Here is a 14,229-nt window from a genome sequence, read left to right as displayed (position 1 = left end):
ACTCGAGGACAGAAATCACTTTTGCTGGAAACTAGCTGTCGCTTTCCGACGGGCCGAAGTCCTCAGCCTCTTCGTTATCTTCGCTGCCCGCTGCCCACTGCTCAGCACTGCCGGCCTGCTGATTCTCCATCTGGGCCAGCTCAGTCAGGAATGCGCGTGAAGCCTGTCGGGTCCGTTCTTCCGCACCGGACTCAGTCTCCAGCCCCGGGGTCGGGACCAGAATCTCCACTGGAATGTCTGCATCGGACAGTCCCAGTGCACGTGCGCGGCGGATGGCTTCCTCAGCCAAAGTCAGAGCTGGCAGCTGTGTGGCCGGGTTCGAGCGCGGACGTCCGCGGCCGTAAGCCCACAGTCGCTCCTGTTCTTCCTCCGACACCATCTCTCCCTCGGCCACAGTGCCGTCGAAGAGGTACGGCTGACGAGCGCGCATCTTCAAAATAAAGTCGGTCGCCACATCGTCGAAGTCGAAGTCCTCCGCGATTTCAGCGTGGAAGAGGATCTGCAGCAGCAGATCTGACAGCTCGCTACGAATGTCACCGCCCTCGTTGACTGCGTCGACAAACTCGTAGGTCTCTTCAATGAGATACGGCAGCAGGCTCTTGTGCGTCTGGCGAGCTTCCCACTGCCCCGTGCGCCGTGCTGCCGCCATGATGTCCACGGCCTCGACGACGTGGGGCAGACGAGCTGCGGCAAGCTGTTCCTGCGGAGTCAGCGGTTCTGCAACAGGCTCTGCCCCTGGCTCTGCAACCGGTTCTGACTCAGGTTCTTTCACCGAGTCCTGCTGGGGAGCCGCCGCAACCTGAGCTGCCGGAGCTGCTGGGTCCTGCGCATCATCCAGCTCGACCGAGTAGACCTTCTCGCCCGCATCGAGGCGATCGAGTACCTCGTCGTTTTCCATATCGGTGGTGACCAGAATCTCCGCCTGGGACACCGAGTGCCCACCGGCGTCGGCGATTGCCCAGCGCACACGGATCGGGACTTCTTCGGTGTAGCTGACTTCACCGGTCAGCAGGCTAGCGGCTTCCAGCGGAATCGCTGTTGGAAAGCGGCTATCGAGCTTGATGATAGTCATACGGTTTCTAGTCCTTTCCCATGTGCGAGATATCCATACGTGGAATTCCCGCCATCGATGTCAAGAAGTCTGCTACCCACTGCACCAATGCAATGTCGCGGACAGGTTTTGCCCGCAACCCTCGCCCTTCCTTCGGCATTCCGACGGAAACCGTGCGCGTTGCCGCACGATAGGTCGCCTGTGGATACAGGCGCTTGAGACGCACCTGCTTGGAGTCAGCAAGCTCCATAGGGGTTATTCTAATGTGCGCACCCATGGCTTGAACTTCATGCACGCCGAATTCCCGGCAAATAATTCGAAGTCGTGAAATAACCGCCAATCTCTCCACCTCAATGGGTGGGGTTCCGTAACGGTCAACGAGCTCTTCGAGCACTACGTCGATATCGTCCAGCGCACTGGCAGCAGCAAATTTGCGGTACGCCTCTAGACGTAGGCGTTCCGACGACACATATTCGGCCGGAATATTCGCATCGACCGGCAAATCGATCCGAACTTCCTTCGGTTCGTTATCGGAAGCATCCGGAGTTTCACCATCGGCCACTGCCTTCAGTGCGGCCACGGCCTCGCCAACCAGTCGGACGTACATGTCGAAGCCGACGCCGGCAATGTGACCGGACTGCTCCGCACCGAGGATATTTCCGGCGCCACGCATTTCCAGGTCCTTCATGGCCACAGCCATGCCGGCACCCAAGTCATTGTTCTGCGCGATCGTGGACAGACGGTCGTAGGAAGTCTCCGTCAGCGTCTGATTTTCCGGGTAGAGGAAGTAGGCATAGGCGCGCTCGCGGGAACGGCCCACACGACCACGCAGCTGGTGCAGCTGGGAAAGACCCATATGGTGGGCGTTTTCCACAATCAACGTATTGGCGTTGGCAATATCCAGGCCGGTCTCCACGATGGTGGTACACACCAGCACGTCGTACTCGCGCTGCCAGAAGCCATCGACCGTGCGCTCCAGCTGCTCCTCCCCCATCTGACCGTGGGCCACTACCACGCGGGCCTCGGGCACCAAATTGCGGATAGTCTGGGCGACTTTGTCAATGGTTTCCACCTTATTATGCAGGTAGAACACCTGGCCGTCGCGAAGCAGCTCTCGCCTGATAGCTGCGGCGACCTGCTTGTCGGACTGCGCGCCGACGTATGTCAGCACCGGGTGACGATCCTGCGGCGGGGTGAGAATCTGGCTCATCTCGCGGATGCCAGCAATCGACATTTCGAGCGTGCGCGGAATTGGCGTTGCGGACATGGTGAGTACGTCGACGTGGTGCCGTAGCGCCTTGATGTGTTCCTTGTGTTCGACGCCGAAACGCTGCTCCTCGTCAACGATGACCAGGCCGAGTTCTTTCCACTGCACGCCGGTCTGCAGGAGACGATGCGTGCCGATAACAATGTCGACCGTCCCGTTCTTCAACCCTTCGAGGACCTCCTTGGAGTCCTTCGGCGAGGTGAAGCGGGACAGTCCACGGATGGTGACCGGGAAGCCCTCCATACGTTGGGTGAAAGTGGTCAAGTGCTGCTGCGCCAGAAGTGTGGTCGGCACCAACACTGCCACCTGACGGCCATCTTGAACAGCCTTGAAGGCAGCACGCAGTGCCACCTCGGTCTTGCCGTAGCCGACATCGCCGATGAGCACGCGATCCATCGGCACCGGCTTTTCCATGTCGGACTTAATTTCGTCGATGGCCTGCAGTTGATCTTCGGTCTCGGTGAAGGGGAAGTTATCCTCCATCTCCTGCTGCCATGGCGTATCCGGCGCGAACGCGTGGCCCGGCGCGGCTTGGCGCTCGGCGTAGAGCTTGACCAGCTCTTCCGCAATCTCGCGGACAGCGCCACGGGCCTTGCGCTTGGTGGACTTCCAGTCCGACCCGCCCATCTTCGACAGGGTGGGCTTTTCGCCGCCGACATAGCGCGACAGCAAATCCAGGCTCTCCATCGGCACGTAGAGCTGGTCCGAGGGACCTCCGCGCTTGCTCGGTGCGTACTCGAGCACCACGTACTCGCGGCGTGCCTGATCCTCGCCCGTGCCGATGGTGCGCTCAGTGAGCTTCACAAACCGACCAATGCCATGCGTGTCGTGCACGACATAGTCACCGGCCTTCAGCGCCAGCGGATCCACGCGACCACGGCGCTTCGCCGGCTTGCGGCGCCCACCAAGCGCACCTTCCGCGATGCGGTTACCTGTGATGTCCTGCTCGGTAATCAGAGTCAGCGCGCCACCGGGAATACGCGGGAATACCAGACCACCGTGCAAAACACCCTGGTAGACGGTAATTCTTCCGGACTCGGGATACTCCGGACCTGCCGCCATGCGCGTCGCAATTCCGGCTTCCCTAAACTTTTCCGCTTGCCGACGCGCCCCCGCGGGCGTCGCCGCCACGTACGCCACTCGCTCCCCCGCGACCGTGGCATCGCGCAGCTGCTTCATCAGGTGACCAATTTCCTTTAAGTCTCCGCGTGGCGCGGGCCCAGGCTCGAAGGTCAGTGGCAGCACATCATCTTCGGTGACTCCCGCCTCCAGCATGCCGGGCGGGGAAATATGCCACGAAGTGGGCATCGGGATAGAGGCCAAGCTGCGGTACGCGCTGGGCTCCAGCCCATCCGTGGCGATTGGCGCCGAGCCACCCATCGCAGCAGTTTCCCACGCTGCGGCCATAAACTCCTCGCCTGCACTGATAAGGTCCTGTGCGCGGGAGCGAATGCGCTCCGGCCCGCACATGAGCACATGCGTTTTCTCCGGCATGACCTCGGTGAGCATCTTCATCGGATGCTGACTAATCAGTGGGATCAGCGATTCCATGCCCTCCACCCACTGGCCATCGCCGATGCGGGTGAGCATTTCTTGGACCTGGCCAGAGCGCGTGGTGGCGAGTTTCTCCGCGGCGGCCTTCACGTCGTCGTCGATAAGCAGTGCACGACACGGGAAGATATCCAGCTGGTCGACCTCTACCTCAGAGATCGTGCGCTGGTCAGCGACGGAAAAGGCGCGCAGGTCGGTGACCTCGTCACCCCAGAGCTCGATACGTACCGGCAGCTCTTCGGTCGCAGGGAAAACATCGACGATGCCGCCACGCACGGCAAATTGGCCACGCCTGCCGACCATGTCCACATGCGAATAGCCGTGATGCACCAACCGCTCAACTAGGTTCTCGCAGTCCTGGTCCAGCTGAACGTGAATGGGGGCACTGGTTTCAGCCTCGAGGTCGTCCACAATCGGCTGCACCAACGAGCGCACCGCCGCAATCAGAACGTCGACTTTGCCCCGGCGAACGTCGTAAAGCGCCTTACGACGCTGCGCCACAGTATCCACGGCCGGCGAAAGCTTCTCATGCGGGAGCGTCTCCCACGAGGGGAACATAGCTACACGGTCGCCGATCATCGACTTGACCTCGGCGGTCAGGTCCTCCGCCTCGCGGCCGGTAGCCGTGACGACCAGCACCGGCACCTTCGTAGACATGGCGTAAATAAGGTGCGAACGCACCGCGTCCGCACCCGTGAGCGCCAGCTCGTCTTCGCCGATGCGCCCGAGCACGCCGACAAATTGAGGATCCGTGACAACGAGGCTTTCCAGCCCCGACAGCGGGTTCGGCAGAATGCTGGGTGTGGCTTTCGCCGAGGAGGACGCAGAAGTTGGCATAGCCCCAATATAACCATGCACCCCGGATCCACCCTGCGTGCTGGTTAGCCGTTCTCCGCCACCTGCATCGGGTCTGCTGCAGCACCTGCCCCGAACTTCGCGCCCTCAGCGGCCGCTGGCACATCAGCGGAACCATGCAGAGTCGGAGAACCCTCCATGCCGGCCAGCCCGTTCCAGCACAGGTTTACGATGTGCGCCGCCACTGTCTCCTTATCCGGACTGCGCTTCTCCATCCACCAGCGAGCGGTCTGCGAAACCATACCGACCATGCAGTTTCCGTAGAGCACCGACATGGCCGGGTCGAAGCCGGCGCGTTTGAAAGCCTCGGCGAGGATAGGCGTAACCGACTCAGTGGCATTATTCAGCAGCGTCTCATAGCCACCCGCCACGCCGGGGTCGCGAGAAATAATCGAGAATCCCTCCGGGTTTTCCTCCACATAAGTCAGCAGTGCCAACACCGCCTGTTCGATGCGGTAACGCGAGCGTCCCAGGGACAACGCTTCCCTAATCGTGGCCTCCAGGGTCTTCATCTCCTGGTCGACGACTGCCTGGTAGAGCCGCTCTTTGGTGCCGAAATGCTCGTAGACAACCGGCTTTGAGACCCCGGCTGCGGCAGCGATCTCCTCCATTGAGGCGGCATCAAGCCCCTTGGCGGCAAAGATTCCACGGCTGACTTCTGTCAGCTGAGCTTTGCGCTGTGGACCGGTCATACGTCGTCTCGGAGAATTGGAGGCCATGCTTTTAGATTAGTGGCTAAAGTCTTGCTATCGTATATCGCAGGCGCAAGCGAGTTGGCTGAGTCGAATCAGCCATGCAATTTTTCGCGTTTGCCCCATTCTCCCATGGTGTAATGGCAACACTCCGGTTTTTGGTACCGGCATTCTAGGTTCGAGTCCTGGTGGGAGAGCAAGCGGGGGGCCGGCCCCTTAATTAAGAAGTGACTTTTCGCCCCGCCGTGACCGTGATGCACCCTGACCGAGGAGTAGCAAGTTTCATGTCGAACGGTTCGGCCACCGCTGTGGTCATTCTCGCCGCGGGTCAAGGCACCCGAATGAAATCCGATACGCCGAAAATGCTGCACGCTATCGGCGGTCGTACCATGTTGGAGCACGCGCTCTATGCCGCCAAGGGCATTAATCCGGATGAGATTGCTGTTGTCGTTGGCCACCAGCGCGAAAAGGTAATCGACGCCATCGGGACTTGGGCTTCGGATACCGAGCACTCCAACGGTGTCGTCATTGCCCACCAGGACGAGCAAAACGGTACCGGCCACGCTGTTCAGTGCGCGCTGGAGCACCCCGAGCTGCAGAACTTCGATGGCACCATTCTGGTGACCACTTCCGATGTTCCGCTGCTGGATTCCGAAGCGCTCCAGGCACTGCTCGAAGAGCACAACCGCAAGCCACGCGCTGCCGTGACTGTGCTGACCTCCACTGCTGACAACCCGCACGGCTACGGCCGCATCGTTCGCAACGCCGACGGCGAAGTTCTGCGCATCGTGGAGGAAAAGGACGCCTCCGACGAGGAACGCGAGATCACCGAGGTCAACTCCGGTGTCTACGCATTTGATGCCGAGACCCTGGCAAACGCTCTCAAGCAGCTGGACACCAACAATGCCCAGGGCGAGCTCTACCTCACCGATGTCATCGGCATCGCCCGTGAGGCCGACCGCTCAGTACGCGGTCACCGCCTCGCCGACGCCACCGTCGTCGCCGGTGTCAATGACCGCGTCCAGCTGGCTACCCTTGGCCGTGAGCTCAACCGTCGCACCTGCGAGGCAGCTATGCGCGGGGGCGCCACTATCGTCGATCCGGACACCACGTGGATTGACGTTGAGGTGGAAATCGGCCGCGACGTCACGATTCTGCCGGGCACGCAGCTGCACGGCAAGACCGTGATTGGCGACGGGGCCACCGTGGGACCGGACACGACGCTGACCAACATGGTCGTCGGCAAGCGCGCCAGCGTCGTACGTACACACGGTTCCGATTCGGAGATCGGCGAGGATGCGACGGTCGGACCGTTCACCTACATTCGCCCGAACACCAAACTCGGTGTCGGCGCGAAGCTCGGCGGCTTCGTAGAAGCGAAGAACGCGCAGATTGGAAACGGTTCGAAGGTTCCGCACCTGACCTACGTCGGCGATGCGGAGATTGGCGAGCACTCCAACATTGGTGCCTCCAGCGTGTTCGTGAACTACGACGGCGTCAACAAGCACCGCACCGTTATCGGCTCGCATGTTCGCACCGGCTCCGACACCATGTTCATCGCTCCGGTGACCGTGGGTGATGGTGCGTACTCAGGTGCAGGTACTGTTATTAAGGACGACGTTCCTCCGGGAGCATTGGCGGTCAGTGGTGGCCGTCAGCGCAACATCGAGGGATGGGTCGAGCGGAAGCGTCCAGGTACCGCTGCTGCTGAGGCAGCGCAGGCGGCGCAGGTAGCTGACAACGCTGACAACAACAAGGAAGACCAGGAAGGCTAGACGGCAGATGACCGGCCAGTGGATCGATAACCAAAAGAACCTCATGCTCTTCTCCGGAAGGGCACACCCGGAATTGGGCGAGGCAGTTGCCAAGGAGCTCGGCACAGAGCTGACTCCGATGACCGCTCGTGATTTTGCCAACGGCGAAATCTTCGTGCGCTACGAGGAATCCGTCCGCGGTTCCGATGCCTTCGTACTGCAGGCGCACCCGGCACCGCTGAACAAGTGGCTCATCGAGCAGCTGATTATGATTGACGCGCTCAAGCGCGGTTCAGCCAAGCGCATCACCGCTATCCTGCCGTTCTTCCCATACGCCCGCCAGGACAAGAAGCACCGTGGCCGTGAGCCGATTTCCGCTCGCCTGGTCGCTGACCTGCTCAAGACCGCAGGCGCTGACCGCATCGTCTCCGTGGACCTCCACACCGACCAGATTCAGGGCTTCTTCGACGGCCCGGTCGATCACATGCACGCCATGCCGATTCTGTCGGAGTACATCAAGAAGAACTACTCCCTGGACAACCTGGTCGTGGTCTCCCCTGACGCCGGCCGTGTGAAGGTTTCCGAGAAGTGGGCCAACACCCTGGGCGACGCCCCGCTGGCCTTCATTCACAAGACCCGTTCCGTCGATGTCGCAAACCAGGTTGTCGCCAACCGCGTGGTCGGCGAGGTCTCCGGTAAGACCTGTCTGCTCATCGACGACATGATTGACACCGGCGGCACCATCGCCGGCGCTGTCAAGGTGCTGCGTGAGGCTGGCGCTGAGGATGTCATCATCGCTACCACGCACGGCGTCTTCTCCGACCCAGCTCGCGAGCGCCTGTCGAAGTGCGGTGCCCGCGAGGTCATCACCACCGATACCTTGCCGCAGTCCACCGAGGGCTGGGACAACCTGACCGTCCTGCCAATCGCACCACTGCTGGCTAAGACGATCCACGAGATCTTCGAAAACGGTTCCGTCACCACCCTCTTCGAGGGTCAGGCATAAGTTCTTTCCGCTTGCCGACGGGCATCCCGCCGCGACCAGCAACCTAGTTTTGCTGGTGGTGGCGGGGTTTGCTGTTTGACCTGTTAGTCCACTACAATTTCTCCGGTAAGTCTCGGCGAGGGCGGCCACAGTAGGTGGTTGCCGTTATCGACGCGACGCTCGCAGCCCAACTTTTGCGCCCACGGTGGCATGGATGCGGCACGTGCTCGACTCGACGACTCAATATCGAATCGTTTAGGAGTCCATTTTCATGGCAAAGCCCAACATCATCAAGATTGATGCTCGTAACCGCACCGAGTTCGGCAAGGGTGCCGCTCGCCGTGCCCGCGTTGCTGGCGACATCCCGGTTGTCATCTACGGCGCTGACCTGGATGCCCCGAAGCACATCCTCGTTGACACTCTGGATTTCCACGCTGTCATCCGTAACCACGGTGTCAACGCTGTTCTGGACGTCAACATCGAGGGTGAGTCCCAGCTGTCCATGGTCAAGGCTGTTGACCAGAACCCGCTGACCCTCGACATCGACCACGCTGACCTGCTCGCCATTCACCGTGACGAGAAGGTTGAGGTTGAGGTTCCGGTCGTTCCGACTGGCGAGCTCGCTCCGGGCGCCCTGCTCATGCAGGATGCCGAGACCATTCTGGTCAACGCACCGGTTCTGGCTATTCCGGAAGAGATCGAGGTCTCCGTCGAGGGTGCAGAGGTCGGCACCATGGTTCACGCCGGCGACGTTACCCTGCCGGAGGGCCTGGTCCTCACCGACGACGCTGACCTGCTCATCTTCAACATTGTCGAGCCGGAGGAAGAGCCGGCTGGTGACGTCGATGCCGACATCGAGGGCATGGGCAAGGCTGAGACCCCGGATGAGCCGGCTGAGGAAGAGGCTGAGTAATTCAAACGCTGAATGGCTCTATCTGACTGAACCAGTACAGGCTTTCACGTTTAGCTAAAAAGGGACGGACACTCTGGTCCGTCCCTTTTTTGTTCTTGAAACTCCCCGAAGCCAACAGACCGCGCACCGTGTGCCAAGATTGAATTCATGAACGCCTCCACCACACCTCTGCTTGTCGTGGGGCTCGGCAACCCTGGGCCCAAATATGAACTCACCCGCCATAACGTCGGGCATCTGGTGCTAGATGAACTAGCGAGCCGCACTTCTCCGATGCCTTCGTCGTTTAGCGTGCATAAGAAGTCCAACGCTGAGATTGTGCAGACTCGGTTTAAGACCTCCGATGGCGGCGAGCGACAGGTGATTCTGGCTAAGCCCCGGACCTACATGAATCTGTCGGGTGGTCCGATTGCGGCGCTGGCCAAGTTCTTCAACGTCGCGCCTACCGACGTCGTGGTAGTCCACGATGAGCTGGACCTGGACCCGGGCGTGGTACGGCTTAAGCGCGGCGGGGGCGAGAATGGCCACAATGGCCTGCGCTCGACCACGAAGTCGTTGGGCACGAAGGACTACATGCGGGTGCGTATTGGCATTGGCCGTCCTCCGGGCCGCCAAGATCCGGCGGACTACGTGCTGCGTAATTTCAATGCTAAGGAACGCGAGGAGCTCGCTTTCACTCTGCCCACTGCTGCGGAGGCGGTGGAGCTAATCGCCAGCCACGGGCTGGAGATTGCGCAGAACCAGATTCACGGGCGGTAGCAGTAGCGGGAAGGGGGCTATTTTCACGTTCCCGGGAGCTTCAGTCTTTACAGCTCGTCGGTGTTCGTGCTGCTCGGCGTTTTCGTCGGCGTTTTCGCTCTGTCCACCGAGCGCCTGGCGGTGGGATTCGGGAAGCTGCGGCAGGGCGCCCGTGAGGGCATCGACCAGGTGATGAGGATCAGGCGCCCGAGGAGCTCCCCGTCCGGCACGCCCACGACTCGGCGTAGCGGCCGCCCTTCGCCAGCAATTCATCGTGCGTGCCCCGTTCTGCGACCGTCCCGTCCTCCGAAAGCACGACGATGAGGTCGGCATCGCGAACGGTGTGCAGGCGATGGGCGACGACAATCACGGTGCGATCGCCGCGCAACGCCTCCATCGTGCCGACGATCGCCCGCTCAGTGGCCGCATCCAGCGAGGACGTCGGCTCGTCGAGAAGCACCACCGGGGAATCCTTCAGAAGCGCCCGGGCGATGGCGAGGCGCTGCCGCTCGCCTCCCGACAGCAGCGTCCCCTCCTCCCCCACCGGGGTATCCCACCCGGAAGGCAGCAGCTCCACGATGCGGTCCACCCCGGAACGCCGGGCGGCCTCGCGCAAGCGATCCCCGTCACCGGGCTCGGAACCGAATCCGGGATCGGCGAAGACCACGTTGTCCCGCACGGACGAGTCGAAAAGGAACGTCTCTTGGAACACCGGGGTCACCAGCGAGTTCACGCCGTCGGTGCCAATCCGAGGCAAGGGTACCCCGCCGATGAGGACCTCCCCCGAGTCCGGATCATGAAAACGCGACAGCAGCCGCATGACCGTCGTCTTGCCCGCCCCCGACGGTCCCACTACGGCAACCAGCGCTCCCTGAGGTGCACGGAAGCTGACGCCGTCGAGAACCTTCTTATCCCCGTACCCGAAGCTCACGTCGCGGAACTCCACGTCATGCCCGTCGGGCAGCTCCGGTGCGGCAGGTTCGGGAAGGGCGGGGATTGCCCGCAGGTCACGCAACGCAGCCAACGTGTTGCGGCCCGCACCGAAACCGCCGGACAACGCTCCCGCCGTGGTGATCGGTCCGGTGAACTGGACGACCACGATGAGCATCGGCGCCAAATGCGCCGGCGCCATCCCGCCCGTCGCGGCGACTGCCACGGCGACTATCACCGCCGCCGTGAACACCGCATGGACGACCGAACCCAGTCGTCCGATGGCCGCCCCCTGCGTCGACGTCGCCTTCGCGAACGCATCGTGTTGGGCCCGGATTGCCTCATCCACCATCGCGTCCGCCGCCGAACCGTCGCCCGCGGCGCGAATCGCCTGCTGGCAGCGGGTGAACTCGATCAGCCTGCCGGAGACGGCAGCGACGGCGTCAGCATGCGCTTCGTCCGACTCCCCGCCGACCCGACCAATGGCCCGGTAGGCGAAGAAGATCACCGGCGCCGACGCGACGAGAACCAAACCGACGCGCCAATCCACCGCCAGAATTCCGAAGGCGATGACGGTCGGCGCAACCGCCGCGGCGATGACAGGCCGCAGGATCACGTGCGGCACGGACGCCGCGAACGCGATACCCGACGATGCCATCTCCGAAAAGCGGCCGGCCGTGGACTTGGTGACGTACCCGAGTGGCAACGTCAGCACGCGTTCGCCCAGGGAACGCAGCAGGGACGACAGCACCGCTGCGGAATTCGCCCTGCCGACCGTCCCCGCGGCGAGAGACAGCACCGCATGGGCGGCCGCGAGGCCGGCGATGACGCCGGTGAAACGCCACGCCGTCGCATCATCTCCCTCGGCCAGAGCCGACAGCAGCGGCAGCAGCGCGACGAACGCCGCTCCGTGAGCCAGCGCGGCAAGCGCGGCCAACGCAATGAGCCACGCCAGCGTCATTCTCGAGCGCCGATCCGTCATCGACCACAAGTCCCGAATCATCGGTTCCCCGCCTTTTCATCGTCTAATTCAGTGCCCCGCGGGGCGGATGGTTCGTCGTCGAGCGCGAACGCGCGCCACAAATCCCGGTAGCGGCCACCGCGCGCAAGCAACTCGTCGTGGGTACCCGCCTCCGCGACCGCTCCCCCGTCGAGAACGAGGATGCGGTCGGCGTTGCGGATCGTGCTCAACCTGTGCGCGATCACAATCACCGTCCGTGAACGGGCCAAACGCTCGATTGCGGACTGGATGAGGGCCTCGGAAGCCGGATCCGCGTAAGCGGTTGCCTCGTCGAAGATGAGCACCGGCGCGTCCGTGACGATCGACCTCGCGATGGCCACGCGCTGCGCCTCACCACCGGAAAAGGTCACGTCGACGTTGACCACCGAATCCAGGCCCTTCGGCAGCGCCGCGATGACCGCATCGAGGTTCGCGAGCTTCGCGGCCGCCATGATTTCGCCGTCGGTGGCGTCTCTCCTGGCCAGCCGGATGTTCTCCCGCAACGGCAGCGTGAGCAACTGCGGATCTTGGAACACCACCGACACCGAGCGGTGCACGTCACGCACGGCGATGTCGCGAAGATCGGCGCCGCCCAGCAGCACCGAGCCTTCAACGGGGTCGTAGAAACGCGCCAACAGCCGGGCGACGGTGGACTTTCCGGAACCGGAGGACCCCACCAGCGCAGTGAGGGTCCCCGGTTCGAACGTCGCGGACATCCCGTCGAGGACCCGCGGCCCATCGCCGTAGGAGAAGACCAGGTTCCGGGCCTCGAGCGCGCCTCCGCGCGCGGGCACCGGATCGGCGGGCTCGACGATCGGCGGCGTGCCCAGCACCTCCGCGATGGACTTCAGGGCAGCGATCCCCGCGATGATGGGTTCGGAGTTCATGGCCACCCGCACGATCGCCGCGGAGAGTCCAAGGCCGAGAACCAGCCCGGCGACGAGCCCCTCCGGTAGGCCGCCCGCGGCGTCCCTCAGAGCGAGGCCGGCCCCGCACACCACTGCGAGGACTGTGATCGGGGACGTCACCACGTCGATGACCCCGAGATAGATGTTCGACTGCCGGGACCAGGCAGACCACGCACGGACGAACGACAGCGCCGCGGCATCGTAGCGACCCGCGCCCTGGTTGGCGCGTCCGAAGGACTTCATCACTGAGATACCTCGCACCAACTCGATGACCGCGGCCGTCACTCCTTCGGAGGCTCGCTCGTAGTCGCGCTGAAGACCGGCTCCGCGCGAAATCATCACGCCCATCAGGGCGAAGGTGACCAGCACCGGGACGACCGCCACCGCCGCAATCCGCCAATCCACCGCAACGAGCGCGATGAGGGAAAGCATGGGAACCAGCACCGCCACCACGGTCTCACCGACGGTGTGGCCCATGAGCTGGTGGATAGCCGCGACGTCCTTCTCAACCGACCCGATGATTCCCGACGAGCGCCGGGCGTCCAGCCAGCCCAGCGGCAACTTCCGGATTTGGGCGACCAGCCGGCGCCGAAGGTGGAGCTGCAGGTCGTTATCCGCCCGGTGCGAGAGCATGCCGGCGGCGCCGTCCGCGGCCATGCGCACCGTTGCGGCGACGACGATGATAGCCACGGCCAACCACGTCCGATGCTCCGGGGCCTCCGGGTACGTCATCGCGATGTCGATGATGCCGACCAGAGAAGCGACGGTAGCCACCGACGACAGGACGGATAACGCGACCACCGCACGCATCCGTGTCCGGATCGGGGCGAGCAGTGACCACGGGCCTACAGTCCCGTCCACGGCGCTCACTTGCCCGCCTCCCCGATTGCGCTTTTCTTCGTGAGAGTACAGAAGTACACCATGCCGGCGTGTGAGGCTCCGCCCAGCTTCAGCCCGTTGGCTTCGGCGAGGTCCTCGAGCTCGCTGTCCCGGAACACCCGGTGGCCCATCTTCGCCATGATGGCCATGTCGACCCGCTCGTTCACGTCGGGATCCTCGGCGAACGTCTGCACGTAAGCGATGCCGTCGTCGGCGAGCAGCCCGGCGACCCTGCCGAGCGCGGCACCCGCATCCTTCATTTGGTGGAGCGCGCCGCACACCCAGATTTCATCGGCCCCGCCGGTCTCTCCCGCGAGCGGCGCGAGGACGTCGGCGACGTGGAATTCCGTCCGGGCCCCGAGCCCTTCGACGGCGGCGCGTTCGCGGGCGATGCGGATCGCATTGGGCGACAGGTCGTAGCCGACGATGTTCGCCCTGCGATAGCGAGGCTCGGCGGCGAGCATGCGGGAGAGCCACCCGGTTCCGCAACCGAGGTCGAGAACCCGGGCCGGCGCATCCGGCCCGGGATCCAGCGCACGGAGCTGCCGATACACGGCGGCGGCGTCCATCGGTTCACGCGCATAGCGGCTGAGGAACCTCGGCTGGACCTTGTCCTCGTAGGCCACGAGGAGTCTGCGGTTGTTCTGGACGATCTGGGCAATCGACTTCATCTGGTTCTGCCTCCGGGTGTGTGGGCCGCGTCCACGCG

Annotated in this window: 10 protein-coding genes and 1 tRNA gene; 5 read left to right on the top strand and 6 right to left on the bottom strand. The window is 63.1% G+C overall.

The features are described 5' to 3' along the window. Nucleotides 1-31: 31 nt before the first annotated feature. The 3 genes from ADM64_RS00220 to ADM64_RS00210 are packed head-to-tail and all read right to left on the bottom strand — an operon-like array spanning nt 32 to nt 5,443. Entirely contained in the window at nt 32-1,072 is a 1,041-nt protein-coding gene (locus ADM64_RS00220) for a MazG nucleotide pyrophosphohydrolase domain-containing protein (protein ID WP_049182369.1), read from the bottom strand. Between the two features lie 7 nt (nt 1,073-1,079). Then, a complete protein-coding gene (mfd, locus tag ADM64_RS00215; RefSeq protein ID WP_049172242.1) occupies nt 1,080-4,706 on the bottom strand; it encodes a transcription-repair coupling factor in 3,627 nt (1,208 codons plus the stop codon). Nucleotides 4,707-4,750: 44 nt separating this feature from the next. Continuing rightward, nucleotides 4,751-5,443 (bottom strand): TetR/AcrR family transcriptional regulator, encoded by a 693-nt coding sequence (locus tag ADM64_RS00210; RefSeq protein ID WP_141744756.1) that lies wholly within the window; start codon nt 5,441-5,443, stop codon nt 4,751-4,753. Nucleotides 5,444-5,542: 99 nt separating this feature from the next. Here ADM64_RS00210 and ADM64_RS00205 point away from each other — a divergent pair. The 5 genes from ADM64_RS00205 (at nt 5,543) to pth (ending at nt 9,824) form a co-directional block, all read left to right on the top strand. Beyond that, nucleotides 5,543-5,613: transfer RNA gene (locus ADM64_RS00205), tRNA-Gln, on the top strand. Nucleotides 5,614-5,700: 87 nt separating this feature from the next. After that, nucleotides 5,701-7,191 (top strand): bifunctional UDP-N-acetylglucosamine diphosphorylase/glucosamine-1-phosphate N-acetyltransferase GlmU, encoded by a 1,491-nt coding sequence (gene glmU / locus ADM64_RS00200; protein WP_049172238.1) that lies wholly within the window; start codon nt 5,701-5,703, stop codon nt 7,189-7,191. A 7-nt stretch (nt 7,192-7,198) separates the two neighbouring features. Further along, a complete protein-coding gene (locus ADM64_RS00195) occupies nt 7,199-8,176 on the top strand; it encodes a ribose-phosphate diphosphokinase (protein ID WP_016423206.1) in 978 nt (325 codons plus the stop codon). 250 nt (nt 8,177-8,426) lie between these two features. Next, a complete protein-coding gene (locus ADM64_RS00190; protein WP_049192845.1) occupies nt 8,427-9,068 on the top strand; it encodes a 50S ribosomal protein L25/general stress protein Ctc in 642 nt (213 codons plus the stop codon). Nucleotides 9,069-9,215: 147 nt separating this feature from the next. Then, on the top strand, nt 9,216-9,824 hold the full coding sequence (pth, locus tag ADM64_RS00185) for an aminoacyl-tRNA hydrolase (protein WP_016423208.1): 609 nt from the start codon (nt 9,216-9,218) through the stop codon (nt 9,822-9,824). A 178-nt stretch (nt 9,825-10,002) separates the two neighbouring features. Here pth and ADM64_RS00180 read toward each other — a convergent pair whose 3' ends face one another. Genes ADM64_RS00180 through ADM64_RS00170 form a run of 3 tightly spaced genes read right to left on the bottom strand, consistent with a single transcriptional unit; the run spans nt 10,003 to nt 14,191 of the window. Beyond that, on the bottom strand, nt 10,003-11,736 hold the full coding sequence (locus ADM64_RS00180) for an ABC transporter ATP-binding protein (protein WP_049172232.1): 1,734 nt from the start codon (nt 11,734-11,736) through the stop codon (nt 10,003-10,005). After that, complete coding sequence (locus ADM64_RS00175) at nt 11,733-13,511, bottom strand: ABC transporter ATP-binding protein (protein ID WP_049172230.1); 1,779 nt, start codon at nt 13,509-13,511, stop codon at nt 11,733-11,735. Before ADM64_RS00175 ends, ADM64_RS00180 begins: the two co-directional genes overlap by 4 nt. After that, nucleotides 13,508-14,191 (bottom strand): SAM-dependent methyltransferase, encoded by a 684-nt coding sequence (locus tag ADM64_RS00170; RefSeq protein WP_049172229.1) that lies wholly within the window; start codon nt 14,189-14,191, stop codon nt 13,508-13,510. The genes ADM64_RS00175 and ADM64_RS00170 overlap by 4 nt, the downstream gene beginning before the upstream one ends. Nucleotides 14,192-14,229 lie beyond the last annotated feature (38 nt).

Origin of the sequence: Corynebacterium sp. 401_CJEI (assembly GCF_001076435.1) — a bacterium.
GTDB lineage: Bacteria > Actinomycetota > Actinomycetes > Mycobacteriales > Mycobacteriaceae > Corynebacterium > Corynebacterium jeikeium_D.
This window is presented reverse-complemented; position numbering and strand designations above follow the sequence as displayed.

Excerpts from the sequence above, each read along its gene's own strand:
- ADM64_RS00220 (WP_049182369.1), bottom strand. The coding sequence starts at position 1,072 with ATGACTATCATCAAGCTCGATAGCCGCTTTCCAACAGCGATTCCGCTG.
- mfd (WP_049172242.1), bottom strand. The coding sequence starts at position 4,706 with ATGCCAACTTCTGCGTCCTCCTCGGCGAAAGCCACACCCAGCATTCTG.
- ADM64_RS00210 (WP_141744756.1), bottom strand. The coding sequence starts at position 5,443 with ATGGCCTCCAATTCTCCGAGACGACGTATGACCGGTCCACAGCGCAAA.
- glmU (WP_049172238.1), top strand. The coding sequence starts at position 5,701 with ATGTCGAACGGTTCGGCCACCGCTGTGGTCATTCTCGCCGCGGGTCAA.
- ADM64_RS00195 (WP_016423206.1), top strand. The coding sequence starts at position 7,199 with ATGACCGGCCAGTGGATCGATAACCAAAAGAACCTCATGCTCTTCTCC.
- ADM64_RS00190 (WP_049192845.1), top strand. The coding sequence starts at position 8,427 with ATGGCAAAGCCCAACATCATCAAGATTGATGCTCGTAACCGCACCGAG.
- pth (WP_016423208.1), top strand. The coding sequence starts at position 9,216 with ATGAACGCCTCCACCACACCTCTGCTTGTCGTGGGGCTCGGCAACCCT.
- ADM64_RS00180 (WP_049172232.1), bottom strand. The coding sequence starts at position 11,736 with ATGATTCGGGACTTGTGGTCGATGACGGATCGGCGCTCGAGAATGACG.
- ADM64_RS00170 (WP_049172229.1), bottom strand. The coding sequence starts at position 14,191 with ATGAAGTCGATTGCCCAGATCGTCCAGAACAACCGCAGACTCCTCGTG.